At 42.7% G+C, this 25,490-nt stretch carries 22 protein-coding genes; 7 read left to right on the top strand and 15 right to left on the bottom strand.

Going from position 1 to position 25,490, the window contains the following annotated elements:
- The 3 genes from DP116_RS06190 to DP116_RS06180 all read left to right on the top strand — a co-directional run.
- On the top strand, positions 1 to 1,326 hold a 1,326-nt coding region (locus tag DP116_RS06190; RefSeq protein WP_246275509.1), incomplete at its 5' end, for a cytochrome c oxidase subunit I.
- A gap of 277 nt (positions 1,327 to 1,603) precedes the next feature.
- Positions 1,604 to 2,206: a cytochrome c oxidase subunit 3 gene (locus DP116_RS06185; protein ID WP_169154340.1), complete on the top strand. Its 603-nt coding sequence runs from the start codon at positions 1,604 to 1,606 to the stop codon at positions 2,204 to 2,206.
- Positions 2,207 to 2,289: 83 nt separating this feature from the next.
- Positions 2,290 to 3,864, top strand: a complete 1,575-nt coding sequence (locus tag DP116_RS06180; RefSeq protein WP_169154339.1) for a GMC oxidoreductase — start codon at positions 2,290 to 2,292, stop codon at positions 3,862 to 3,864.
- A gap of 118 nt (positions 3,865 to 3,982) precedes the next feature.
- Here the strand turns inward: DP116_RS06180 and DP116_RS06175 are convergent, their stop codons facing one another.
- From DP116_RS06175 to DP116_RS06150, 6 genes are all read right to left on the bottom strand, one after another.
- A complete protein-coding gene (locus DP116_RS06175) occupies positions 3,983 to 4,180 on the bottom strand; it encodes a hypothetical protein (protein WP_169154338.1) in 198 nt (65 codons plus the stop codon).
- A 155-nt stretch (positions 4,181 to 4,335) separates the two neighbouring features.
- Positions 4,336 to 5,784: an aminotransferase class I/II-fold pyridoxal phosphate-dependent enzyme gene (locus tag DP116_RS06170; protein WP_169154349.1), complete on the bottom strand. Its 1,449-nt coding sequence runs from the start codon at positions 5,782 to 5,784 to the stop codon at positions 4,336 to 4,338.
- Between the two features lie 30 nt (positions 5,785 to 5,814).
- Complete coding sequence (locus DP116_RS06165; RefSeq protein ID WP_169154337.1) at positions 5,815 to 6,063, bottom strand: peptidoglycan-binding domain-containing protein; 249 nt, start codon at positions 6,061 to 6,063, stop codon at positions 5,815 to 5,817.
- A 260-nt stretch (positions 6,064 to 6,323) separates the two neighbouring features.
- Positions 6,324 to 6,674 carry a hypothetical protein gene (locus tag DP116_RS06160; protein WP_169154336.1) on the bottom strand — a complete coding sequence of 117 codons (351 nt, stop codon included), beginning with the start codon at positions 6,672 to 6,674 and terminating at the stop codon, positions 6,324 to 6,326.
- Between the two features lie 64 nt (positions 6,675 to 6,738).
- Positions 6,739 to 8,220: a CIA30 family protein gene (locus DP116_RS06155; protein ID WP_169154335.1), complete on the bottom strand. Its 1,482-nt coding sequence runs from the start codon at positions 8,218 to 8,220 to the stop codon at positions 6,739 to 6,741.
- Positions 8,221 to 8,522: 302 nt separating this feature from the next.
- Positions 8,523 to 10,232, bottom strand: a complete 1,710-nt coding sequence (locus tag DP116_RS06150; RefSeq protein ID WP_169154334.1) for a CSLREA domain-containing protein — start codon at positions 10,230 to 10,232, stop codon at positions 8,523 to 8,525.
- Between the two features lie 362 nt (positions 10,233 to 10,594).
- Here DP116_RS06150 and DP116_RS06145 point away from each other — a divergent pair, with 362 nt between their 5' ends.
- Positions 10,595 to 11,491, top strand: a complete 897-nt coding sequence (locus DP116_RS06145) for an alpha/beta fold hydrolase (RefSeq protein WP_169154333.1) — start codon at positions 10,595 to 10,597, stop codon at positions 11,489 to 11,491.
- A 31-nt stretch (positions 11,492 to 11,522) separates the two neighbouring features.
- A complete protein-coding gene (locus DP116_RS06140) occupies positions 11,523 to 12,521 on the top strand; it encodes an ATP adenylyltransferase family protein (RefSeq protein ID WP_169154332.1) in 999 nt (332 codons plus the stop codon).
- Between the two features lie 91 nt (positions 12,522 to 12,612).
- Here DP116_RS06140 and DP116_RS06135 read toward each other — a convergent pair whose 3' ends face one another.
- Entirely contained in the window at positions 12,613 to 14,211 is a 1,599-nt protein-coding gene (locus DP116_RS06135; RefSeq protein ID WP_246275508.1) for a di-heme oxidoredictase family protein, read from the bottom strand.
- Between the two features lie 141 nt (positions 14,212 to 14,352).
- Positions 14,353 to 16,095 carry a DNA repair protein RecN gene (gene recN / locus DP116_RS06130; protein ID WP_169154331.1) on the bottom strand — a complete coding sequence of 581 codons (1,743 nt, stop codon included), beginning with the start codon at positions 16,093 to 16,095 and terminating at the stop codon, positions 14,353 to 14,355.
- Positions 16,096 to 16,549: 454 nt separating this feature from the next.
- Between recN and DP116_RS06125 the strand changes: the two genes are divergently transcribed.
- Entirely contained in the window at positions 16,550 to 18,613 is a 2,064-nt protein-coding gene (locus DP116_RS06125; protein ID WP_169154330.1) for an ABC1 kinase family protein, read from the top strand.
- Positions 18,614 to 18,855: 242 nt separating this feature from the next.
- Here DP116_RS06125 and DP116_RS06120 read toward each other — a convergent pair whose 3' ends face one another.
- The 3 genes from DP116_RS06120 to DP116_RS06110 form a co-directional block, all read right to left on the bottom strand.
- On the bottom strand, positions 18,856 to 19,542 hold the full coding sequence (locus DP116_RS06120) for a YdcF family protein (RefSeq protein WP_169154329.1): 687 nt from the start codon (positions 19,540 to 19,542) through the stop codon (positions 18,856 to 18,858).
- Complete coding sequence (locus DP116_RS06115; RefSeq protein WP_169154328.1) at positions 19,542 to 20,195, bottom strand: DUF2301 domain-containing membrane protein; 654 nt, start codon at positions 20,193 to 20,195, stop codon at positions 19,542 to 19,544. Before DP116_RS06115 ends, DP116_RS06120 begins: the two co-directional genes overlap by 1 nt.
- Before the next feature lie 155 nt (positions 20,196 to 20,350).
- A complete protein-coding gene (locus tag DP116_RS06110) occupies positions 20,351 to 21,157 on the bottom strand; it encodes an SAM hydrolase/SAM-dependent halogenase family protein (protein ID WP_169154348.1) in 807 nt (268 codons plus the stop codon).
- 143 nt (positions 21,158 to 21,300) lie between these two features.
- Here DP116_RS06110 and pirA point away from each other — a divergent pair, with 143 nt between their 5' ends.
- Positions 21,301 to 21,456 carry an arginine synthesis PII-interacting regulator PirA gene (gene pirA / locus DP116_RS06105; RefSeq protein WP_169154327.1) on the top strand — a complete coding sequence of 52 codons (156 nt, stop codon included), beginning with the start codon at positions 21,301 to 21,303 and terminating at the stop codon, positions 21,454 to 21,456.
- A 72-nt stretch (positions 21,457 to 21,528) separates the two neighbouring features.
- On the opposite strand, the gene DP116_RS06100 is transcribed toward pirA, so the two are convergent.
- The 4 genes from DP116_RS06100 to DP116_RS06085 form a co-directional block, all read right to left on the bottom strand.
- Positions 21,529 to 22,098, bottom strand: coding sequence for a GNAT family N-acetyltransferase (locus DP116_RS06100; RefSeq protein WP_211173111.1), 570 nt, complete (start codon positions 22,096 to 22,098; stop codon positions 21,529 to 21,531).
- 87 nt (positions 22,099 to 22,185) lie between these two features.
- Positions 22,186 to 23,541 (bottom strand): UDP-N-acetylmuramoyl-tripeptide--D-alanyl-D-alanine ligase, encoded by a 1,356-nt coding sequence (locus DP116_RS06095; protein ID WP_169154325.1) that lies wholly within the window; start codon positions 23,539 to 23,541, stop codon positions 22,186 to 22,188.
- A gap of 490 nt (positions 23,542 to 24,031) precedes the next feature.
- Entirely contained in the window at positions 24,032 to 24,478 is a 447-nt protein-coding gene (locus DP116_RS06090; protein WP_169154324.1) for a tellurite resistance TerB family protein, read from the bottom strand.
- Positions 24,479 to 24,715: 237 nt separating this feature from the next.
- Entirely contained in the window at positions 24,716 to 24,874 is a 159-nt protein-coding gene (locus DP116_RS06085; RefSeq protein ID WP_169154323.1) for a hypothetical protein, read from the bottom strand.
- Positions 24,875 to 25,490 lie beyond the last annotated feature (616 nt).

Genomic DNA, 25,490 nt, shown 5'->3' with positions numbered 1-25,490 from the left:
AATGCCGTTGCCTTCTGGATGGTTCCCATAGCCGGAATTTTGCTGATGGCGAGTTTCTTTGTCCCAGGTGGCCCAGCACAAGCAGGCTGGTGGTCCTACCCTCCCGTCAGTTTGCAAAACCCCTCAGGTCAATTGATAAATGGTCAATTTGTCTGGCTTTTGGCTGTGGCAATATCGGGGGTTTCCTCGATTATGGGAGCAGTCAACTTTGTGACAACTATTGTCAAGATGCGTGCACCTGGCATGACATTCTTCCGGATGCCTCTGTTTGTCTGGGCAGTCTTTAGCGCCCAGATTATCCAACTCTTTGGACTCCCTGCCTTAACTGCAGGCGCAGTTATGCTTCTGTTTGACTTAACAGTTGGAACGAGCTTTTTTGACCCTGCAAAAGGAGGTAACGCAGTTCTTTTCCAACACTTTTTCTGGTTCTATTCTCACCCTGCGGTTTACGTCATCATTCTGCCCGTTTTCGGGATTTTTTCAGAAATCTTTCCTGTGTATGCTCGTAAACCTCTGTTTGGTTACAAAGTCGTTGCAATTTCATCACTCTTGATTGCTGGAGTCAGTGCTTTAGTTTGGGTACACCATCTGTATGTGAGTGGGACTCCGGGCTGGATGCGGATGATTTTCATGCTCTCGACAATGTTCGTTTCTGTGCCTACAGGTATTAAAGTATTTGCTTGGGTTGCAACTATCTGGGGAGGTAAGTTGCGGCTAAATACGCCGATGCTATTCGCGTTAGGTGGATTAATATTGTTCGTGTTTGCAGGAATAACTGGCATTACACTCTCTTCTGTTCCAATTGATGTTCACGTCAACAATACATACTATGTGGTGGGTCATTTCCACTACGTGCTCTACGGTACGGTCACAATGGGAATGTTTGCTGCCATATATCACTGGTTCCCCAAAATGACTGGACGTATGTACAACGAGGGCTGGGGTCAGTTGCACTTTTGGCTGGCATTTATTGGCACCAATCTTAACTTTTTCCCAATGCATCCATTAGGATTACAAGGAATGTTGCGTCGCGTTTCTTCCTACGCTCCTGAGTATACATTTTGGAATATTGTTGCCAGTATTGGAGCGTTTTTACTAGGGATGTCTACTTTACCTTTCATTTTGAATATGATAGCTTCCTGGATGCATGGAAAGCAGGCTCCTAAAAATCCTTGGCGGGCAATTGGACTAGAGTGGCTGGTTTCTTCACCACCACCTGTAGAGAATTTTGAAGAAATTCCTGTGATAATTTCTGAACCATATGGTTATGGGAAATCTGAACCATTAGTCGCTGCGGCTGGTCAAGTTCATAATCACAAATCGTAGATTGACAGAAATGAACGTATTTCTGGTGATGACTGTTGCTTGTTCACATAGCAATGCTAAATCATAAGCCCTGCGGGCACGCTGCGCGTTAGCCCTCTGGGCGTGCGCAAAGCGCATACGTGAATAACAAGTAAGTAGGTTGGGCCCTTGGAACGAAACCCAACACCAACCGAAAGTTTTGTTGGGTTGTGCTCCGCTTAACCCAACCTACAATTCTACAATTATGCCAACGAATAAGTACAAATAATCAGCCGTCAAGTCAAGGAGAATTTAATCAATGGACAGTTCCATAATTCCAGAACAGATACAAGAACCTTCTCATGAGCATACCCACGATGAAGAAGGCAATAAAATGTTCGGCTTTATTGTGTTCTTACTTTCAGAAAGTGTCATTTTCTTAAGTTTTTTCGCCGGATATATTGTCTATAAAACAACAACACCCGACTGGTTACCGCCTGGTGTTTCTGGATTAGAAGTTAAAGACCCTGCTATTAATACGGTAGTTCTTGTTGCCAGTAGCTTTGTGATTTATCTCGCAGAACGTGCCTTAGTACGTCACAATTTAAATCAATTTCGTCTGTTTCTTCTAACAACAATGGCAATGGGAACTTACTTCCTTGTTGGACAGGCGATTGAATGGAATCATCTTGCTTTTGGCTTTACCAGTGGTGTTTTTGGTGGGACGTTCTACTTGTTGACTGGTTTTCACGGTTTGCACGTTCTGACTGGAATCATTTTACAAATGATAATTTTTGCTCGCTCGTTCATTCCGGGTAATTATGATTCAAGTCACTTTGGTGTGAATGCGACATCATTGTTTTGGCACTTTGTTGATGTGATTTGGATTATTTTGTTTGTTCTCATTTATATCTGGCAGTGAAGGAAGGTTGAGCAATCATTTTTTGAAGTTGTCAAATTTGGGTTTTACTTGTTTATCTACAGCCTTAAAAGAGGAGAAATCCTATGATTATTGATGACCAACACTATGACTTGATTATCGTCGGTACAGGTGCAGGTGGAGGTACATTATTACACAAACTTGCACCAACAGGTAAGAAAATTCTTGTCCTGGAGAGAGGCAATTTCTTACCCAAAGAAAATGATAATTGGAATGCCGGAGAGGTTTTTGGAAAAGGACGCTATCACACTCGTGAACAGTGGTACGATATTTCTGGAGAGCCTTTTCGTCCCCAAACCAACTATTGGGTAGGAGGGAACACCAAGGTTTATGGTGCGGCTTTGTTGCGGATGCGAGAAAAGGATTTTGAGAAGGTTCAACATCAAGACGGTATCTCTCCAGAATGGTCTCTAAAATACCAAGACTTTGAACCTTACTACACAGAAGCAGAAAAGCTGTACTTTGTTCATGGTAAACAAGGAGACGATCCAACAGAGCCTCATAGGAGTGAAGATTATCCTTATCCTCCAATAAGCCACGAACCTCGGATGCAGCAAATTTGTGATGCTATCTCTAATCAAGGGCTGCATCCAGGATATCTGCCTTTGGGCTTGAGGCTGAATGAAAGTGATGTTAATGAGAGTCTTTGTGTCCGGTGTAAAACTTGTGATGGCTTTCCCTGTAAGATTGATGGTAAAGCTGATGCTGAGGTATCAGGAGTTGTCCCTGCTTTAGAGTTTCCTAACGTTACACTAAAAACTGACGCGAAAGTTGTGTGTTTACACACTAGTCCGTCTGGTCGAGAAGTGCAAGCTGTTGAAGCGGAAATTGGTGGTCAATCTTATCTATTTTTCGGTGATATTGTAGTCTTGGCGTGTGGTGCTGTGAACTCAGCGGCTTTGTTGTTGCGATCGGCAAATGAAAAACACCCCACTGGACTAGCAAATAGTTCAGATCAGGTGGGACGCAATTTCATGAAACACCTACTCTCAGCAGTCGTCCAACTCACTGCTACACCCAATCCTGCTGTGTTCCAAAAGACGATTTGCGTCCACGATTTTTACTGGGGAGACTCAGATTTTGAATATCCAATGGGTCATATCCAAAATACAGGTAATATTCTTCAAGATATGATTCCTGCTGAAGCACCGCCTTTGTTGTCTCTTCTATCAAGATTAATACCAGGATTTGGACTACAGCAGTTGGCAACACGTACAATAGGTTGGTGGTTGCAAACAGAAGATTTGCCTGACCCCAACAATAGAGTGCGGGTGCAAGGTTCCAAGCTGCATCTGGATTACACGCCCAATAATTTCGAGGCTCATGACCGTCTGATTTATCATTGGACAGAGGTGTTGAAAGCTATAGACAAAACTACAAAAAGTGCGGTATTCCCGTTAAGCATTTATCCTTATAGCAATACGCCTATTCGAGTTGTGGCGCATCAGAGTGGGACTTGTCGCTTTGGAGAAGATCCGACAACATCTGTTCTCGACCTCAATTGTCGCACCCATGATGTAGATAATCTCTACATTGTAGATAGCAGTTTCTTCCCGTCTAGTTCCGGTGTGAGTCCTGCGCTGACGATTATGGCTAATGCGTTGCGCGTTGGCGAACACTTGATTTCACGGTTGAATTAGTGCGAGTGTGATATCAAATAGTCAGGTATAACAAAAAATAGGTGGAAAAAGTGCAGCCTGCTTCACACAATTCCACCTGTGATTTTGTGAATACGACAAGTTTCAATTGAATTGAAACTTAACGCTTTTCGGTTCCCTGATTAGGAGCGCCCTCAACAAATTGGTCGCTGGTACCAGATTCTGGTTTTGCAGACTCTTTAGCACCAACTTCAGTAGCAGCCCCGGTCTTGCGGGTTTCTTCGTCAATAGTGGTTTGATAACCGCCGGAAGCGTCAGTGCTTTGTTCTTGAGATTTTTCGTTTTCTGGATAAGACATAACTAAAACTCCGTATTTAACACTGCCAACATTTTAGGAAGTATAGGAATGTCATTTCTTCTCTCCAAGAGATAGTTTTGCTTAATCACTCCATCTATCTTCTGGATGAATTATCACTCAGATATGTTAAACAGGAATACAAAATATTAGCTTATCTAAATGCTGTGAACAAGTGTTTGATGATTATTAGATATCCTCTCACACCCTTTGTAAAGATATTTTTTCAACAATTTACCCAATATAGAAATACCTTTTTCGATCTCCTCTGGTGTGAGACAATAACTCAACCGCATTGCTGGATAACCTTTCTTGTCTGGGAAAAACGCCGAACCACAAGCAACTAAGACATTTTGAGATAAAGCTTCGATGCGAATTGTCTTAGTAGGAATATTCTCAGGTAATTGCACCCAAAGAAATAATCCACCATTTGGAACAGTCCACCGTGCTTCTTCGGGAAAGTAACACTCCAAGGCTTGAAGCATAAGATTACGGCTTTGAAGAAGTTCTGCACGCATTTGCTTGAGGTGACGGCGGAGATGTCCTGATGCTAGGTACTCGCTGACTATTGCTTGGGAAATGGTGGATGTATGAAAATCATGGAGCAATTTCTGCTCAAGTATTTCTTGATAATGTTTGCCTGTCACTACCATATAACCGACTCGTAAACCAGGCATCAAAGTTTTAGAAAAAGTGTTTACATAAGTCACCAAATCTTGTTTGTCGAAAGCTTTGATTGGTGGTGGTACCGTTTCAAAACATAGTCCTTCATAAGCATTATCTTCTAAAATCGGACACTCGTATTTTTCGGCTAAAGAGAGTAATTCTTGGCGATGTGCTTGAGTTGTCGTTATCCCTGTAGGGTTATGTAAGGTACTGATGGTATAAATTAATTTTGGGCGATGACTTTTGAGATATTGCTCTAATAACTCAAGGTTCATCCCCTCCGCAGTCATGGGAATGCCTATAATTTTGGCTTTTAATTTTTCTAGGATGGCGTTAAGCGAAGCTCTACCGAAGGTAATCGCCCCAAAATATGTAGGACTCTCAACAATCACCCAGTCACCTGGTTGTATGTGATGTTGCAATGCCAATGATAGCCCTTGTTCAGAGCCATTGGTAATAATCAAATTATCTGCCGATATCTCCATTCCTTGTTGAATCAACATCTGAGCAATTTGCCTGCGCAGAGTCAGTTGTCCTTGAGGCAAATCGTATTGAAATAAGCTATCAGGTGCTTGTTTGAGCGCTCGTCTAGCAATTAAATCTATATCTTTTGGTGGATGAGGAAAACCAAGACTAAAGTTAATTATCCCCGGTTGAGATTGTGCGTGCACCCCAGCCGTGTACATATCAAAAAAGCAACTTCCTCCTTGTTTTGGAATTATGACATTTTGTGCGGGGGCAAATGTTGATTTTAGGTTAGCAGAAGGAACAGAGACACTATTGACAAAATATCCTGAACCTTGACGCGCACACACAACACCATCGGCTTCTAGAACGTTATAAGCTTCAATGATTGTGAGTTTATTAACTTGCAAACTCTCTGCCAAACAGCGGATTGAGGGTAGGCGATCGCCTTGAGGTAAGAAACAGACGGGGGTAATAACTTCTAAATCCGACGCAAAGCTAAAACACTAACTTGCTACTTCGGTCAATTTCGCCCAGGTCTTAGAACCAACAACTCCATCGATAGTTAATCCATAAAATTTTTGGAAGTTCTTAACAGCAGTCTCAGTATTACCTCCAAAATCTCCGTCCTCTTTTAGAGGAGGAGGATTTCCGAAGTTTTTTTTGCGGTCAGCCTGATTCAGCAACTTTTGCAGACGGGTGACTTCTGGACCTTGGCTACCTTTTTTCAGAATAGGTTGAGTTTGAGTAGACATAATTCTCCTGGATTAAAGTTGTTTTGAAGGTGAAGGTTCTTTCCTTCCCCTGTACAAAATTAATAGTTGGCAGCAAAATCAACTTATGCAGTTCTCATGCATAAAGAATTTGGTCTATCAATCTGATTTTCCATTCCAAGTACCAACGCTACAACAACCTAGCGCAGCGCGGCAGAAATAACTAGACAGTTAGGAAGAGCTTATAACTCTGATTGTGTAAGTATTTTTCTCTCCTGACTTCTGACTTCTGACTCCTTGCACTAGCGTTTCTCTAATTTAGCAACTCGCCCTTCTAGTGCATTAACCTGCTGCTTGAGTTCTACCACCAAAGTTGCAAGTCTATCAAACATCTTCTCTCGTTCTTGCGGCGACACAGTTCTTCCAGAACGTGGAGATGGTGTAATCGTTGCGCTACCAGAAGGCGAGGATCGCCCACTTTGATTTAACTGCGCCTCAATGCGATTAACCCGCGACTCCAAACGATTAAAATCTGCTTCTAGGTTGTAGAAGCGAGATTCTATTTGCTGAGATAAGGCGGTGTTTGAAAAGACTGTGCCCCAAAGTACAATAGGCAAAAATAGGGCTAATGCCATCAGCCCAATACGTTTCATGACTTTGCTACTCCGTAAAACTTATCCAAAGTTGCTTACATGAAGTACCTCACACACTCTACCCTCAGTTTGGTTGCAGTTGAGAAAATAACCTTTGCCAATCAATATAACTAGCAGTATTTTCTCCCTGTTTCACCTCAAACGTAACGTTAGACGCTTTCGTTTGTTGTAGCGCTTCCACACAAAGCTTAGCCACATCCTCGCGGCTGATTTTTCCTCTGATATTGTCACCTTGTTCTAAAATAAACTCCTTACCTCCTGCTTCCTCAGTCAGCGCACATGGTCTAATAATCGTGTAAGGAATTCCACTTTCTCTTAAACTATCTTCTCCTTTCAACTTCCATGTTAAAATTCCTCCTAACTGGTCATTTAATTTGACTGCTGGCGGTTCTTCATCTAAATTGATTCCAGGACGACCAGGACGAGTCACACCCGCTGAACTGACTAAGACAAACTGTGGTAAATTTACCCCACCATAAGCTTTCATTGATTCCACTTCCAAAGCAAAACCACCAGGAGAAAATTGGGGATTTAACTCACCATCATATTCAAACTTGCTCAGCATCAGTTGAAAAGAGCAAATTTTGCTTTGATCAATTTGCGGAGAATCTTTCAGACTTTTGGCACGAAATACCGCAATCATCTGGGCAAAGGGAATGCGAACATCTATCCAGGTATTAGCTTCTGTATTAAAAGAGTAACTGTAGGCAACACCATCCCATTGTGTTTCTGTACGCAAAAGAAATTTATAACGCTTACCATCACCTCTTAAGCGCAATTCTACACCTTCGTAACCAGAGAGATTGAAGGGAGGCGCGAAATTTTTCGTTCTTACAGAAGCAAAGCCTCCCGAGTTCGCAGTTGAGACATTACCAGCAAACAAAGCTGTTTCTTCCACCAACTGGATTTGACTTTGACTCACGCCACCCATCACAACATCATCCACCGCACCCCAGGTATTCTTTAATTCTGTTGATGGTTTGGTGAAATCAAATAATAGTTTTTCCCCTGCTTTGGGCAGATATTTAGCAGCAGCTTCTACCAAGTTTTTCACACCTTGGTATTCTACATTTTCAGGAGTATCGCCAACAATTTCTGGTTGATAAAATTTGATGCCCTGATAGTATTTGGCGCGTTCTGGCGTATCTCCTTCTACTGGTTGCACGCGTACGGCGGTGCAGCATATCACCGCTTGGATATTAGCCATAACTAGGGGAGTTAAAGTTTCTGGTTTGGTAATATCTGCAACGACTAATTCAACCTTGTCACTGAGAATTGACCGTGCTTTGTCGATATCTCGCACGAGTGCACGCACTTTATAACCTTGTTCCAGCAGTCGTTTGACCACTCGCTGACCAACTCCACCCGTCGCACCTGCTACTAGTATCACACCCACTTGTTTTGCTCCATCAGGTATATTTTGGCTACTATTAGGACGACCTTGGATCAAATCCTGTACCCAGTTTACAAAAGGGATGACCTCAAAATAGGTGAGGGTTTGGATGAATCTGCCTAAATCCCATTGAGAGCGATTGTTGTTAGTCACGATTCATATCTTCGCTTGTTCTGTTGCAGAATCATTATGACGATGATTCTTCATCAGTTCACCACCATATAGACTGATTTTTGACAAAACAACGGCGCAAAAGCCCATTCCTATAATGATGGGATCAAAGCCGCCCCGCTTTGGTCGTTGCTAGTCATTAAATAGTCAAAGGCTAGATATCAGGGTGTTTCTGTTTTTCATCTAAATAAAAGCAGTCCTCAGTATACTTTGAGGACTGTGAATTTTTGTACAATAGTTTAAATATTAAGATTGTGAATTAAAAGAGCGCTCAATTGCCATAATCAGGCAAATTCAAATGCCCCAATATCGGTACTACTACTTACACGAGGTTTCCCGCGTTGGTCGGTTGTAGGGTCAGTATCCAGCACGGTAGGATCGGCAGCATCAATTGCTGGACTATCTGGGAAGAGAGCATGGGTTGCTGTAGAACCACCATTGAAGTCCAACACAGCTAAGCGGGGGTCAATTGGGTTGTCACTAGTGCCTACTATGTCTCCTGTAGATCCAAATCCGGTACTGCCCGTGCTGTCGCCAATCAGGTTGTAACCATTGCTTGTGAAGGGACCTGCCACATCGCGGTTAACACCCTTGGCAGTGGGGGTGTTTGCAGCAATAATCGTGTTGTGCACAGTTGCTACTCCTGTAGGAATAGTAGTAGTATAAGGAGTAGGATAAAGACTATTGAAGACGCCTCCGCCATCAGCAGCTTGGTTGAGGGTGATAGTACTGAACAGCAGCGTCAGGGCGTGATTGTTATAGATACCGCCGCCGTTATTACCTGCGGTATTGCCGCTGACGGTGCTGTTGTTCACCGTAATGCTGGTGTTATCTTTCTCAAGAGTTCCTGGTCCACCGTTATAGATGCCGCCGCCTTTATCACCTGCCGAGTTACCGTTGATGGTACTGTTGCTCACCGTATTGTTACTGTTACTGTTACCACTACCAAAGTCGTTATCGTTATAGATGCCGCCGCCTTTGCCACCTGCAGAGTTACCGTTGATGGTGCTGTTACTTACCGTTAAGGTAGTGTCACCAAATTGGTTACAGATGCCACCGCCGTCACTAGCCTTTGCCGAGTTACCGGTGATGGTGCTGTTACTAACGACCATGCTGGTTCTGTTCAATTGCTCACCGGTTTTGCTGAACATCACTATGCTGTTGCTGGTGCGGATGCCACCGCCGCTGGCACCTGCTGAATTGCCGGTGATTGTGCTGTTGTTCACTGTACCAGTGCCGTAGTTTGTGATGCCACCGCCGTTATACTTTGCCGAGTTACCGTTGATGGTACTGTTGTTCACCGTACTAATACCAAGTTCGTTATAGATGCCGCCGCCATCACGTGCCGAGTTACCGATGATGGTACTGTTGTTCACCTCAAGGTTGCCACGGTAATTATAGATGCCGCCGCCAAGACCAGCAGAGAGGGTATAGCTTTTGTACGCGGGTACGAGTATGCTAAAAGCAGAGTTATTGCGAACAATGCTGTTATCTAGAGTCAGATTACCAGAGTTCTTGATCCCAGCACCGTTATCACCCGTCACACTGCCATCGGCTATAATCAACCCAGAGAGATTCACCGATGCTCCCGTCTCAATCTCAAATACCCGCGAAGCATTATTGCCACTCACTGTCACCAAGTTCCCACCTGTTAACAAATCCCTTGGGGCGATAATATCCAAGTTATGAGTGATGTCTAGTTCTCCCAAGCTCAAGGTAATCGTCTGCGCATTGGAAAAGAGCGATCGCTCAAACACAATTAAATCTTGACCATCATCAGCATTAGCTTGATTAATAGCTTCACGCAGAGTCGTCACGCCATCGCTATCGTCCACCACATCTGCCGTACTGTTCACCGTAAATATAGCACTAGGGCTTTTATGGAAAGTGCTAACACCAAGCACGTCAAGTACATTATCCGAGAATACAGGTGTCAGAGGTGCAAATAGCGGAGATTGGTTCTCTGTAGTAGACCCTGGAAATGATAAATCCATAAATTCAACGAATAGTGATTGGGGGCGTGCGCCATCTACTGATTTCTCACTTTTGGCGCACTTGGTTTGATGCTGGACTTGAGACTAATTTCGAGAGCTAAACGCTAAAATCTTTTTTGTAGTCTAAACTCCAGTATAGTACGATTGCTTAGGTTCCCAATTTATGTATATACACCTGAAAAATTAATAACTCATGACATCAATATTGATATTATTAAAGCATTGGGAGTATACAGCAAAAAAATGGCAAGTACAAAAGTGACACGCCACAATTATTTGATTTGTAGGCAGCAACCTTGACCTATACGCCACCACGCTTTAACTTTGCCACTAGAAACACATATTCACGAGGGTAGCAAACTATGCTCCAGTTTCAACCCCCTGGCTTTGGACAAAAAGTCGTTCATACCTCTGTTGGGTTTATGACTTACTACACCCAAACGACTGCACCTTGGTTGATTGCTGAGAGAGAAAATTTACCTCCCCTAGTTTTTCTCCATAACTTTGGTGGCGGGGCTTGTGCTTATGAATGGTCTAAAGTTTACCCTGCTTTTGCAGTTACGCACGAGATCATAGCGCCGGACTTAATCGGTTGGGGTGAATCTGCACATCCTGTGCGAGATTACCAAATTAACGATTATTTGACGAGTATTGCAGAATTTATTAGACATACTTGTCGTCCACCAGTAACGGTGATTGCGTCTTCATTAACAGCTGGTTTGATAATTCGCCTCGCTATTACTCACCCTTTTTTATTTCAAGCCCTGTTTCTGGTGTGTCCCTCTGGATTTGATGATTTTGGGCAAGGTGTAGGACGCAGACTTCCACTTGGACTCATCAACACACCACTCTTGGACGATTTCATTTATACTATTGGCGCTAAAAATGAACTGGCGGTACGCAACTTTTTACAAAGTTTTTTGTTTGCCAAACCAGAACGAGTTTCTCAAGAAATGGTACAAGCTTTCTTAGCCTCTGCAAAACAGCCTAATGCTAAATTTGCAGCCTTGGCATTTTTACAAGGTAACCTTTATTTTGACTTGAGTTTGTATATTCAACAACTGACTATTCCTACAGTAATATTGTGGGGTGAGGAGGCACAATTTACCAGTGTTCAGCTAGGACAGCGTTTGAGAAAGTTAAATACCAATGCAATTCGTGATTTTCATACAATCCCAGATGCAGGAGTATTACCCCATTTGGAAAGACCTGAGGTTGTCATTGGTTTGTTGCAACGGTTTTTAAAAATTAATACATAAGTTATTTTTCACACTCTCTATTCGCGCTATCATGCCAGAAGAAAAACAAACTATACATGAAGAAATTTTACTGAAACCAGGCACTTTGTGGAAACGTGTCAAAGAACAGACTGAGTACGCTCTACAATGTGGGGCGTTGCTGACAATACCAACAGAATTTGAGTTCATAGAACAAGATGGTGTTCGTTTCTTAGTGCGAGTCTTATCTAACCTGGTTCGCAAAGAAGCTGTTAAGCAAAAACAACAAACACAAACTTCCTCCGGTCAAGAATTTAATCCTTTTCTTCCTTACGAGGAGGATTTGTTTGTTGCAGAAATTTCTCAAACTCACGTATGTATCTTAAACAAATTTAACGTTACTGACTATCACCTGCTGCTTATTACTCGTGCTTTTGAGGAACAGGAAACTCTACTCACTCTGCAAGATTTTGCAGCAATGTGGGCGTGTCTAGCTGAGTTTGATGGTTTAGTCTTTTACAATGCGGGCAAAATTGCAGGTGCTAGTCAGCGACACAAGCATTTGCAACTGGTTCCACTTCCACTCATACCCAATGGGTTGCAAATACCAGTAGAACCTCTGTTCGCATTCGCTGAATTTCAAGACTGTGTTGCCACTATACCACAACTTCCTTTTGTACACGCCTTTACAAAGCTAGATCCTCTTTCGGTACAATCTCCATTGAAAGCGGCTGAAGTCACACTCTCGCAGTACCGCACTCTGCTACACGCTGTCGGTTTAGAAAACAGTGGAAAACAATCTGGTGCTTATAATCTTCTGGCGACAAGGGAATGGATGTTGATTGTACCGCGATCTGCTGAAAGCAGCAGCGCTAGCCCCGATAGGCGTAGCCGTGCCGCAGGCATAGGGGGCGCTACGCAAACGCTATCGCATGAATCTTTTGAATCCATTGCTGTCAACTCATTAGGATTTGCAGGTTCGCTTTTCGTACGAAACGAGCAACAAATGCAGATTCTCAAAGACGTTGGACCTATGACATTACTACAGAAAGTTGCCGTCGCAACAAAATAGAGTCTAAACAATCTGCACTGGCTCAAAGCAATATTGCAGCCGATAAGACCTTGGGTGCACCAAACAACTGTAGTTACACCCAATGTCAATATTAAAAGTTACCAGGCTTGTCATCTAGTGCCAGTAAGAAATTAATCAAATCTGTTTGCTGGTTTGGATTAAACCCAGCTTGCCTATCTACGTAGAAATCGTGACCTGTGCCATCAAGGTTACTACGCACTAGAGGGGGGTAAGCTTTGTTTGCTGTCACAACTAGGGCGCGAAGGTCACGATCAACCAAGGCACGCAAGCTGCTAGCAGGATCGGCAGGTAAACCTTGGCTGAGAGTACCTGTTAGCCCTAATCCACTGGGATCAACAACAGTAAAACTACCATTTTCGTTAACCCTCAGACCTCCTGCCCGCACTGCTACACCACCATCGTGCAAATATGGTGCGCTGAAAGACAAACCAAGTAAGGAAGTCGTTTTGTAACCACCATTCGGTAATATACCTTTAGGTAGAGTCGTGGGACTATCGGAGATGCCATCCGTTGGCACATCTAGCACTTCGGCGTTACTAGTTATAGGAACGGCTGTGTTAAAGGTGTAGAGTTGAGGTGGTACTAACAAGTCATTTAGTTTAAGGCGAGACTTAGCACGAGCTGAATTTGTACCAATTTCCTCAATCGGATGAATTTTGTTGTCAGTGAAAAAGGGTGCAATGTGACAAGTTGCGCATTTGGCTTGTGCAAACACTTTTGCCCCACGCCTAACAGAACCTGTATTCAACGCTTGCCTGTTTTCAGGAGTGCGATTGGCAGGTGGTACCAAGCTATTTTGGAAAGCAGACATGGCATTGTTAGCAAATAGGAAAGTTCCACTGGCAACATCATCCGGATTTCCAGTATTCGGGCTGAAAACCAAACCGTTGTATGTAACCAAGCTGGGTCGCAAGTTTGGAGGACTTCCCGTACCGGGGGCAGGGACTTGATCTTCTAACTCTGCTTGTGTCACATTCGGCGCAACCTGACGCAGCCACTCCGAGGGTTTTACTGGATTTCCTTCCGGTAAACGTAGGTTTGGATCGACAGCATTCTGAAGAAATGTACCAATATAAACTTCTGGGTCAATGTTAAGAGTTGCTGCACTCAGTTGAGATGCTGCCAACAGATTGATTTCTGAAGAATGAACAGCGTTGTTGATAGCACTCAGTCCAGCAAACGGACCTACGGCAAACTGTCCGTCAGCTAAATAAGGATGATTCTTAAATGTGAAGGCACTGGGAATTTGGGTGGTGTTGTTGATGCTATCTGGAGAACTTTCAAAGTTACCAAAAGGCACATCTAATACGGCATCGTCGAAAGCTTGTTCAAACTTATTTGGATCGGGTAGTTCTACAAGGTTATTTTTACTGTCCAAAATAGTCTTACCATTGCCTTTGTATTGTGGATCTAGAGGGTTGAAGTTCAACCTTGCAAACCCTGCTGCTGTATTTGGTGACAAGGCAACCAACAGAGGAATAGCAAGTTCGCCATTAGGTACTCCCGCAAGGCGTTCACTCTTATCTGAAAGGGTTGCATGACAAAGAGCACAGGTAACGTCAACCTTAGATGTGAATCCTATAGGGAAATTCCTTCCCTTTTCTACTTTTAAACCTGTATTAACGACAGTTCCTTTAGGAAAAGTCCGAAACGGTATAGTACCGGTCAACGAGCGTCAAAAACTCAAAGATGAACGACTTTTAGAGATTGGGGAGATATATCGCTGCAAGGCAAACAGTTTGTGTCTGCAAAAAATAATACTCATGTCTTATGGTTCTTGGCGTCCAGCAATTAACTGCACTGCCTCAGATTAACTTTTTTGTCGGTGGTGCGCTGCTTGCGTCAACAAAGACTCAGCAAATGCGATCGCCTCCTGCGCCGATTTCCCACCAGCTAACTGTGCTAGTTCTTCTCGACGCTTTTTTAAATTATCCAGGCTTGTGACTCGCACAACAGTACGTTGTTCCGGATGTCCGTTGTTTGTTTTGTGACCTTCAGCGGAAGTAATGACTTGCTTATCGACTCGGAAATGTCGATCTGCCATTGCTGCAACCAAAGGCTGGTGTGTCACACATAATACTTGAGAGCTTTCACCTAACTGATGCAATTTTTCCGCAATAGACTGTGCGACACGTCCAGAAACCCCAACGTCAATTTCATCAAATATCAGTGTCGCATTCTCATCAGCTTGAGAAAAACAAGTTTTGAGCGCCAATAAAAAACGACTCATTTCACCCCCGGAAGCAATTTGTGTTAAGGGTTGCAGGGGTTCTCCTGGGTTCGGACTAAACAAAAAGGTTATTTTATCTGCTCCCGCTGCGGTTGGGGAAGTTGGTACAATCTCAACTTGAAACTGTACCTTTTCCATAGCCAAAGGTTTGAGTTCCCTGATGAGTTCTGCTTCTAGAACAGCCGCAGTGGTACGCCGCAGCAGAGTTAACTTCTGACAAGCTTGAGTCAGCTTTTCCCAACAAAGATTTTCTTGTTGTTCTAAACTTTCGATTGATTGGTCGCTATTATTAAGTTCAGCCAATTCTCCTTGGATGCGTTGGTAATAAGCGATCGCTTCAGTCAGAGTCGAACCGTACTTACGACAAATTTGCTTTAATTCCTGAATACGCTCTTCTACTTCCTCTAAGCGCTGCGGATCTGCTTCCAGATTTTCCCCATAGGTATTAATTTGTCGCCCTACTTCTGCCAAGGTTGCTTGAGCATCTCTAACCATTTCCAACAGCGGTTGCAGTTGCGTATCATATTCTACCATGTCGCTCAATGTTATCTCACTGTCTCCGAGCAAGTCTCCTGCTGCTGGAGTTTCAGCATCATTTTGGTACAAAGCTTGGTAAACTTTGTAACTCATCTGTTGTAAATCGACGACATGATTGAGACGTTCTCGTTCTTGTAAAAGTTTTTCTAATTCATCAGGTTCACTGAGATTAGCGGCTGTGAGTTCCTGTACTTGATATGTGAGTAAGTCGAGTTGTTGTAGGCGATCGCGTTCCGATGTCCGGCGTTTTTCTAATGATAATCGTGCTTTTTGATACTCTAAAAAATTGGCGGCGACAAGCTGTCGCTGCTGCATCAGGGAATCACCACCGTACATATCCAACCACTCGCGGACTTGAGCAGATTGTCCCACTTGTACAGTTTGCCCTTGAGCGGTGATTTCCACCAAGCGTTCTCTGAGTCCGGACATCAACGCTCGATTAACCAACACTCCATTAACGCGCGATCGACTGCGAATATTACTTGAGGTCGCTGCAATTTCTCGGCTAATAATTATGAAATTATCTTCGATTAAATCTATTTCTTGTTCGCTCAACCAAGCGGTTAATGCTGAATTGGAGCTAAACGTCGCTTCTATCATTGCCCGAGTTGTACCACTGCGAATCACACGGCTGGAGACTTTACCACCCAATACAGCATCAATCGCATCTAAAATAATCGACTTTCCCGCTCCGGTTTCCCCTGTCAAAACATTGAGTCCAGTCCCAAATTCCAGTTCTAATTGGTCAATCAGGGCAAAATTTTCTATTTGCAATAGAGACAACATTCAATCAAATTCTCCATGAGGGCAGACGCCGGATTCTTTTCATTTGTGGGAAACTATAAATGAACGGTTAGCAGTTAGCAATTATTAAGGAAGCCCAGTATCAGTTTCACTGTTCACTGTTCACTGTTCACTGGTCACTGGTCAGTGGTCACTGTTCACTGTTCACTGGTCACTGGTCACTGTTCACTGTTCACTGTTCACTGATTTAAGCAGTTAGCAATATCTCATACCATCGGACTAGTACGACTAATTGAAGTGTACCAAATTTAGTTTAGTTCATGAAGTGTAAATTGTGCTGACGATAGAGTTCTGTGAATTGAGAAATAGATCCTAAGTGAGAGGTTGCAGTTTATGAATTTCTCACTATCTTCCGTTTCTTAATAAAAATTACATTTTTGTACAAGCTCTTGTTACAATAATTAACAAAACGACTCAGATGCTGTGGTATGGCTACATGAATGCTAAGACAACTCTCCCAACTTCCCAATTCATAGAAGACAGTCGCGTAACCTCCAACCCACCGGAACTGTTGAATACTGAACAAGTAAGAGAAAATCGTGCGCTTGTCCAAGTTGTTAACTTACAAGCTTCAGAGGGAACCCAAGAAACCCAAGTGCTGGTCACTAGAAAAACTCACTCTGAAGCAATAGCTTACAATCCCCAGGAGATTTCGGCGCACTACAAAAAAAGACCTCTGCAAGTTTTCCGACGCATTATCACAGTTTTGACATCAACTGTGACCTTTGCTGTGGGGTTGTGGTGGGATAGCAAGCGGGGAGTTGTTGTTAAAAATGACCTAAGGCGAGCAGTCGCGCTACGAGAATTGTTGACCAAACTGGGACCAGCTTACATCAAAATTGGACAAGCTTTATCCACTCGACCGGATTTGGTTCCTCCTATCTATTTGGAAGAACTGACTCGATTGCAAGACAAGTTACCAGCTTTTCCTAATGAAATTGCTTATCGCTTTATAGAAGAAGAGTTAGGATTACCTCCCGAGGAGATTTACCTTGAACTTTCTAGTGAACCAATTGCTGCTGCTTCCTTAGGTCAAGTTTATAAAGGTAAGCTCAAATCTGGTGAACAAGTCGCTGTTAAAGTCCAACGTCCAGACTTGAGAGAAAGTATTACCATTGATTTGTATCTTTTACGCAAACTCGCTGCATGGGCGAAGAAAACATTTAAACGGGTGCGGAGTGACCTTGTTGGTATTCTTGATGAATTAGGCGATCGCATCTTTGAAGAGATGGACTACATTCACGAAGGAGAAAACGCCGAGCGTTTCTACCAGCTTTATGGTCACATGAAAGATGTCTATGTGCCAAAAATTTATTGGGAATACACCAATCGTCGTGTTTTGACGATGGAGTGGATTGATGGTGTTAAATTAACTGAGACAGAAGAACTTCGGAATTTAGGTATAAATGCTCGTTATTTGATAGAAGTCGGTGTGCAGTGTTCGCTACGCCAGCTGCTGGAACATGGATTTTTCCATGCTGATCCTCACCCAGGTAATTTATTAGCGACATTTGACGGGCAATTGGCTTATCTTGACTTTGGGATGATGAGCGAGATTATGCCCCAGCAGCGCTATGGTTTGATTGAGGCGATCGTCCATGTTGTCAACCGCGATTTTGACGGCTTGGCAAAAGACTACGTCAAGTTAGATTTCTTATCTCCAGAGACAGATTTAACACCAATTATTCCAGCTTTTGCCAACGTATTTGCTGATGCTCAAGGAGCCAGTGTTGCTGAGTTAAACATCAAAAGCATCACCGATGATCTCTCAGCTTTAATGTATGAATATCCCTTCCGCGTACCACCATACTACGCTTTGATTATTCGTTCATTGGTAACTTTGGAAGGAATTGCTATCTATATTGATCCTAACTTCAAAGTCCTCAGCGAAGCTTATCCTTATGTTGCTAAACGTCTGTTAACCGATCCAGCGCCGGAATTAAGAGCATCTTTGCAGGATTTGCTGTTTAAAGAAAATAGATTTCGCTGGAATCGTTTAGAAAATTTATTACGTAATGCTCGTAATAGTCAAGACTATGACTTTAACTTAGTCACAAATCAAGCACTAGACTTTTTGTCTTCCGAACGCGGCGCTTTTATTCGCGAGAAACTGGTGGATGAAATTGTTAAAGGACTTGATGCTTTAACAAAAAATGTTTTGCATAACTTTACTTACTTACTGCGCGAAAGAGTTGGGATAACAGCAGTCAATGAAACTCCTGCTGCGAGTGTCGAACAACAACAAACCTTGGAGCATATCAAACGTATTTTGAATATTCTCCAACAAACCCGTGGTTTTGACGCAACACAACTCGCACCTCAAATTACTCAGTTATTGTTCAATCCAGGAGTGCAGCGTTTAAGTCAACAACTCGCCAACCAGTTAGCACAGAAAGCTGTAGCAAGGTTGATTCGGCAATTGTTGGCATCACCAGAAGTGGAGAACGTTCAAGAGAGTAACTTAACTCAGTCTAGAAGGTTATCTTTACCTGCTGGTTGAAACTTACTCAAATAGGGGAAAAGCGCAAAACCTCACCCAAGCGCTTTTTGGCTATTGCCCGTTCGCCCCTGGCTTGCGCTTACGTGAGCAAACTTGATCCCCGACTTCGCCAAAGTTGTCGGGGATCTGTAGCTTTCAATTCTCACAAATAAAAACAGATGCTCTTGTGACTTCAAGGTTCCAGTTTCTCAGTATTGCAATTTTTGTAGGTAAAAGAAAGTGATTATAAAATTACATTTTCTTCAAGCTTTCCAATTTACAAACAGCGCATAAATAAAAGCAATCATTTCAGAAATGACTGTTCGCACACCTTCGCTTGAAACCCACCATCTCTTTGGATCATAATTTGATGTGTTCGCAGCAATCACACCCACTTTGACGGGAGCAAGGACTTGTTTGTATATCAACCAGCTTCTACGGGCATGGGCGTCATTCGTAAACAGATTAACTGATGCTACCTGGTCATTTGAATTTAATAGCCATTGACGAAATGCCACAGCAGATGCATGAGTACGATCCTTAATAACGTGAGGTGTAGGAACAACGACTAGTTTTTCTTTTGGGACGCCCAGTTTTTTGAGAGTGGCTGCAGCAATTTCTGCATAATTCTTGTATTCAGCGAGATAAAACCCTCTTTCCACCGGAATTCCTGTTGTAAAAATTTGGCGATAGGAACCGTTGCAAAATTCGGTAAACGCTTGTTGAAGTGCTTCGTCTGTTACCCATCCTTCCACAACCAGTGCATCCGCTTTGATGGGAGAAGTGACTGCCAGAAATGAATGTATGTGAGTTATCGTGAAAACGAAAAAAAGAGCGGCAGTTGCGAACAAACTCACCCATCCTTGAAGGGTAAGCGTCCACATTTGTTGCCGTTTGAGTAAGCGAATTTTGGGGAATTTTTGCTTTTTGTAAAAAACTTTTGCAGGCATTACACCTTATCTGAATGATTTGCTTTCAGATATTCAAACACAGATTTATCTCCAATATCCGGAGGAATTGCTTGTACTGCCTTGCGTAAGGCAAACACTAGAAACAAAATTGCCCACAGTCCGAGTATTACCTTTTCTCCCTGTACTGGCAAAATACCAAGCATATGTCCCAGCAATAGTGATGGAATCATGGGTGTGAGTATTTTGGTTTCAAAACGATTAAAGCAAAATGCTTCTTTGAAGTAAATCCCTGTCAAGGCTGCAAAGATAAAGCCTACTCCCAGCAAGGTGAGTGGTTGAGTGTAAATGGTTATAGCTAAAGGTTCACTGCTAGATAATGCCAGTATCAGTGAGGTTACACTCCCAATAACCCAAAAAACTTGTAAAACTCGGTGCAGAAATGCCATGTATATGTGAATGGTTAGTAAACTGACACCAAGAGCGAGACTGAAAAAGGCATACAAAGGTGTGAGTAGTTTAAAATCTGGATTATTGTTTAGCAAAACCAAAGCGCTAGCTATGGCAAAACTCACTGCAGCTACCATTAACCCAGCGCGGTAGATGATTACGCCTGTGCGATCGCCCTCAGTGATCGTAAATTCGCCAAACTGACCTTGATAAACTTCTGGTGCAGATACTGTTTGCTGAATCATAGCAGTTTTAAATTTAGGATTTGAATGAGTTGGTCGTGATAACCAAAAAATCTTTTACCTACAATTTCTATAATAAGAACCTTTGCTGGCGTGTTATCTTGGCTGAAGTTTGAGAAATTTTCATCTGAGGCTCAAACTCGGCTGACGAAAAACCGCTAGCTTTCAAAAGCAACTTCTATTGTATCTCCCAACTGGAGGTGTAACTGTGACTGTGCGTTACCGCTATTGATCGCAATTTCTATCCAGCCGTGACTTTCAACAAGTGCGATCGCCCTGAGTGAGTCTCCCGTATGGGCGATCGCATCCCCAACTTCGACATCACCATAAGTTTCACATCCTCTCATTGTTAACCCACCTGCTTTCACACACCAGGTTTTGCCTTGGACGTAACTCCCTGGAATGTTGGTGACTAAGTTCCCAAAGTGGTCAATATATTGGATAGAACCTACAATACCAGTTTCTGTTAAAATACATTCTACTATGTCCAATTGTACCAAAGCTGCGCGATGAATAAGATTCCCCAGTTCTGTCAAGGGGACTCCGCTCGCAAGGTGTGCAGCTACTGGTGCAAAGATATCCCTGCCGTGAAAAGTCCTGCTGGGTTGAGGGGTTCTCCAATAATCAGGGTTTGTCAATTCTACAACTGCGTTCGCCGGATTTTGACTCAATAATCCGCTAAAGATTCCGTTATCTGGTCCTACCAGAAACCCATTAGCAAATTCTACTGCGATCGCCCGTCGCCTTCCTCCTACACCCGGATCGACGACTGCCAAATGCACTGTCCCATCCGGAAAGTAAGGGTAAGCATTCATCAAGCAAAACCTAGCCGCTGCAATGTTTTGCGGCGGAATTTGGTGCGTCAAGTCTATGACTCTCAGTTCTGGGTTGATTTGGGAGATGACTCCTTTCATCACGCCGACATAAATATCGCGATCGCCAAAATCGCTGAGCATAGTGATCATCAAATGAGGATGCATCTGGATGCAATATGTTTCTGGTTGATTAATGTATATTAACTTTATTTTTTCTGTAACATAAGCTACGAAAAATATGTTATGTTAGGAAAGGTAGACATTTATAGAGACACAATAGGTAAATCATTAAAATGATTAAGGACAGAGTGGAAGTCGTAAAAAAGGCACGGAAAACACATCAACTCAATATCATCAGAAGTTTACAACATCGCTTAGAAGTAGCTAAAGCCAAAGGCGACGACAGTTTAGTTCGCCAACTGGAAGCCGAAATGAAGTATTTTAGCTAAGTCAAGATTTTTTTGTTCTAATTCATAGTTTTGTTGTGTGTCAGCCCGCTTCGGCGGGTTTTTGTGTTTTATTTACTCGACATCGCGAATTTGCATCTGTATCCATTCACGCTCAAGGATGGCATATAGTAACGAATCTCGCCACTCACCCTTAACCCATTCATACTCTCGCAAATACCCCTCCTGTCGCATCCCGATTTTTACCAAAATTCGCATTGAGAGAGTATTTTTCGGATCAGACGTTGCAAAAATCCGATGCAAATTGAGTTGCTGGAAACCAAAGTTTAAGAGTTTTCGTGCAGCTTCAGTTGCATATCCTTGACCCCAAAATTCCTTACCTATACAGTATCCAATATCACCTTCTAGCTTTTCTGGATTTGTTATGGAAATGCGACAGGTACCAATGAATTGTTTGTCATCTTTTAAAGTCATTGCTAAAGTAAAATGCTGACGGAGTTGTTGCCGTTGCGCTTTAATTTCTTTTTGCAAAAAAGACTTAGTATCTTCTTCGGTATTAGGACCAAAAGGTAGATAGCGAACAACTTCTGGATCAGAGGCGTAGTTATGCACTCCTTGCCAATCTGATTTTGTCAAATCCCTGAGAATAAGACGTTGTGTCTCTAGCGGTAGATTAATGTTCATCACTTAGTAATTATTATTTGTTAATCGCTACTTGCTAATTGCACGATTCACAATTCGCGATTAGTCATGAGCTAAGAACTACAAAATTCATTTGGCAAGTTCTGTACGGAACTGATTCACCACTCTATCTAGTCCCACTGAATGTGCTGCTTTAAAAAGAATCCTATCACCTTCTTGTACAAAAGTCTTTAAAGAGGCAACTAAGTCTGCATGAGTTGCAAAGCACATCTGAGAAATACCTTCAGCACTCTTGGCTATGGCTAAAGCATCTTCTCCATCCACCAATACTAATAAAGCATCTAAATTTAATTTTCGTACTGTTTCTCCTACTTGCTGATGTAACTGGTGCGATCGCTCTCCCAATTCCTTCATTGCACCCAACACAGCAATCCGTCGTTTTCCTGGTGTCTCTGCCAATAAATGTAACGCCGCTTGCATGGCTTCTGGTGCAGCATTATAAGTTTCATCTAAGATTACCACATCATTGAGCAAAGTAAAACGTTGCGATCGCCCCCCCGGCATATCTACCCTCACACCCGATTTCAAACATGACCAATCAATACCCAGCACCTTTGCCACCGCTAAAGCTGCCAAAAAGTTACTTGCATTGTGTCGTCCTGGTAATGGTAAAGGCAATTGCATTCCTGTTACTTCCAACGTGTCACTATCAATTAAATTCCCATGAATGTCGCCACCAGAAAAGCCATAAGTCAAAACTTTTCCTTGCCAGGCTCTCGCTGCTGTTTCCATCAATAGCGGATTATCATAATTGAGGATTGCCACACCATCTTTAGGCATTTGGGCTAGTAACTCACATTTTGCCTCGGCTATTGCCTCCTCTGAACCTAGTAACTCAATGTGCGCAGTTCCCACATTAGTAATTACACCAATAGTCGGACGCGCTATTTGTGTGAGTTCAGCAATTTGCCCCTTTCCCCGCATCGCCATTTCAATAACGGCGAAATCATGTTCTGCGCTCAATTGCAAGAGCGTTTTTGGCACTCCAATTTCGTTATTGTAATTTCCATGAGTCTTAAGGACTGTTCCTTTTGTTGCTAAAGTAGCAGCAATAAGTTCCTTGGTTGTGGTTTTACCTACAGAACCCGTAACCCCAATCACTGGAATAGAAAACTGCTCACGCCACCACCTACCAATTTTTTGATATGCTTCGAGCGTGTCTTTGACTTGCAAGACGGGAAATTCACAATTCTCGTAATCAAAATCAACTATCGCAGCCATTGCACCTTTTTCTATTGCCATTGGCACAAAATCGTGTCCATCAAACTTTTCACCGCGTAAAGCCACGAATACTTCACCCCTGCTGAGTATACGGGAATCTGTTTGGATTCCACTGCTGAAATTTGCCAAGGCAGCTTCAGATAAGTTTGCTGCTTTGGCACAAAGAACTTCAATCAGTTGGCTAGTGGTGGCAGAGAAAGGCATAAGCAATTTAAGATTCAAAATTCAGAGTGAAGTCGCCAAGAAAATCAGTACTAGGAGGTTGTCTAACCCCCTAGTTGTATGCAAGTGAAATGCCTTACAGCATAACACTTAGAGCTTTTGGAATCTAAAATTTCTCGTTTAAATTCAACAAGACAGCCCTTGAAAGCGCAACGGGTGCGGGGGTAAAGGTGTGAGGGTGTAGGGGATCCTCCTTCCCGACAGCATCCAAATTTGCTGACAATATAAAGTTAAGAGATTTAATATTTTTATATATTTTTATGAAATTTAGAATCAAAACAACTTTAAAACAGTGAAAAAGTATATGCTAAGTAAGCGTGCTGCTTTGAGGATTTCCCAAAGCAGGCAACTGGTGAGGCACTCCGTTGGGGAGCCAGTACTTGATGAGGGTCTCCCTCACGCTTGTTCTGGCGTCCGGGTTCCCCGACTTGAAGGAAGTGCCGAACCCGTAAGGGCTTTCCCGTGGGGTGAGCTATCCCCGATTTTTAACTAACATCACTTGCACAATTTGTATAGCGATATAACCAGAGATTCCCAAATCTTGAGACAAATCGTTTAAAAACTCAAGCTCTTCTTGAGGAGAGACTCCATCGGCTAAAACCAAATCGGTGGCGATCGCAAAAGCTGTTTCTCGCAAGTCGTAGGGTAAGGATTCTTTGGCTGAATGAAACAAAGCATTTATGCCTTCCCACCTGAGAATATTCAGGAGTTTCTCAAACATCCTGTTTATTTCATCGTTGGAATAATATCTGAAAAGCTTCATACTCGACAGCACTGACAAAATACCACGTGCCTGCTCATCAGAGAGGTTTCCATCTGAGGCTGTTGCAGCCAAAGCAATTGCAGCAATTGCTTCCGCTTGACTGAGTGCTTCTTGAACTTGGCTTTCTCTACCAAACATTTTGTCGAATAGACCCATTACACTTTACTCCATTGCTAGCGTCTCAATCGCGATACACTCACTCGTACTGGTTCGTCATTGTGCAACGCTGTGAGACTTCTATAATTTCAGTGTTCCCAAGATTTCTTGCTAGCGAACACTTGAACTCAATGGTTTTCGACAAAGAATAAATTTTTGACTCTATTTGACTCTAAATGAGCGGAACCTTACCTTACCAAAGCCCCTGTGCTGATAGCCTCTACACAAAGACTCAGCTTAGTGAAGTCGTTTGGTGTCTAGGCGAATACCTGTTTTTTCCATTGTTTCGATAACTGCCAAACCTAAGCAAGATATGACCATAAGTAGCAGTATCGAAGCCAAGAAGGCGTTTACAAGCATTTGGAGGGCGTCATCGAAAAAAATATAACTAGTCATTGTTTTGTCTACCCGAACTCATGTAGTGCTAGTACCTATTTATTTCTCCACACCGTGATTGGCATTTTCCGTCTATAGAACACTAGCATTTGCATCTTAACAAAACTTTAGCTCTTTCATAACGAAACTTAGATTTTTTCTTCTTGAAGTTCAGATAAACTTTCAGTGCTGTTTTGTTAAACCAATTACTAAGGTGAATAACTAATAGAAAAGAAGTTTCAATAAGTCTACAGAATTCATTCATGAAATAAGTAAACTTAGTTACATGCTTACTAGTAAGAATAGAGTATGCAACTGCCTCAATTAGAAATCTTGACAAATTGGCTTTTGTTACTACAAACATCACAGAAATATCAAGAAGACATTTTTAGATAATTTAGTGAGAAGGCGATCGCCGAAGCCACAGATATGACATTAAGTCCGTTTGAATAATTGTCCGCAGCGAAGCGCGTAGCGTGCCCTCTGGGCATACGCAGCTTTCTTCGGCGTCTACGTTCCACTCGCTGCGGACATATCGTAAGTCATCAGCCGGACGTGATATCACTCGCAATCATCAAATTGTGGAATGTCGCCACAGGAAAAGAAATTTCTACTTTGACTGGGCATAAAAGTATTG

It is taken from the genome of Brasilonema bromeliae SPC951 (assembly GCF_012912135.1).
In the GTDB taxonomy this organism is placed as follows: Bacteria; Cyanobacteriota; Cyanobacteriia; order Cyanobacteriales; family Nostocaceae; genus Brasilonema; species Brasilonema bromeliae.
Note: the sequence above shows the minus strand (reverse complement) of the source record. Positions and strands in the feature narration are given on the sequence as shown.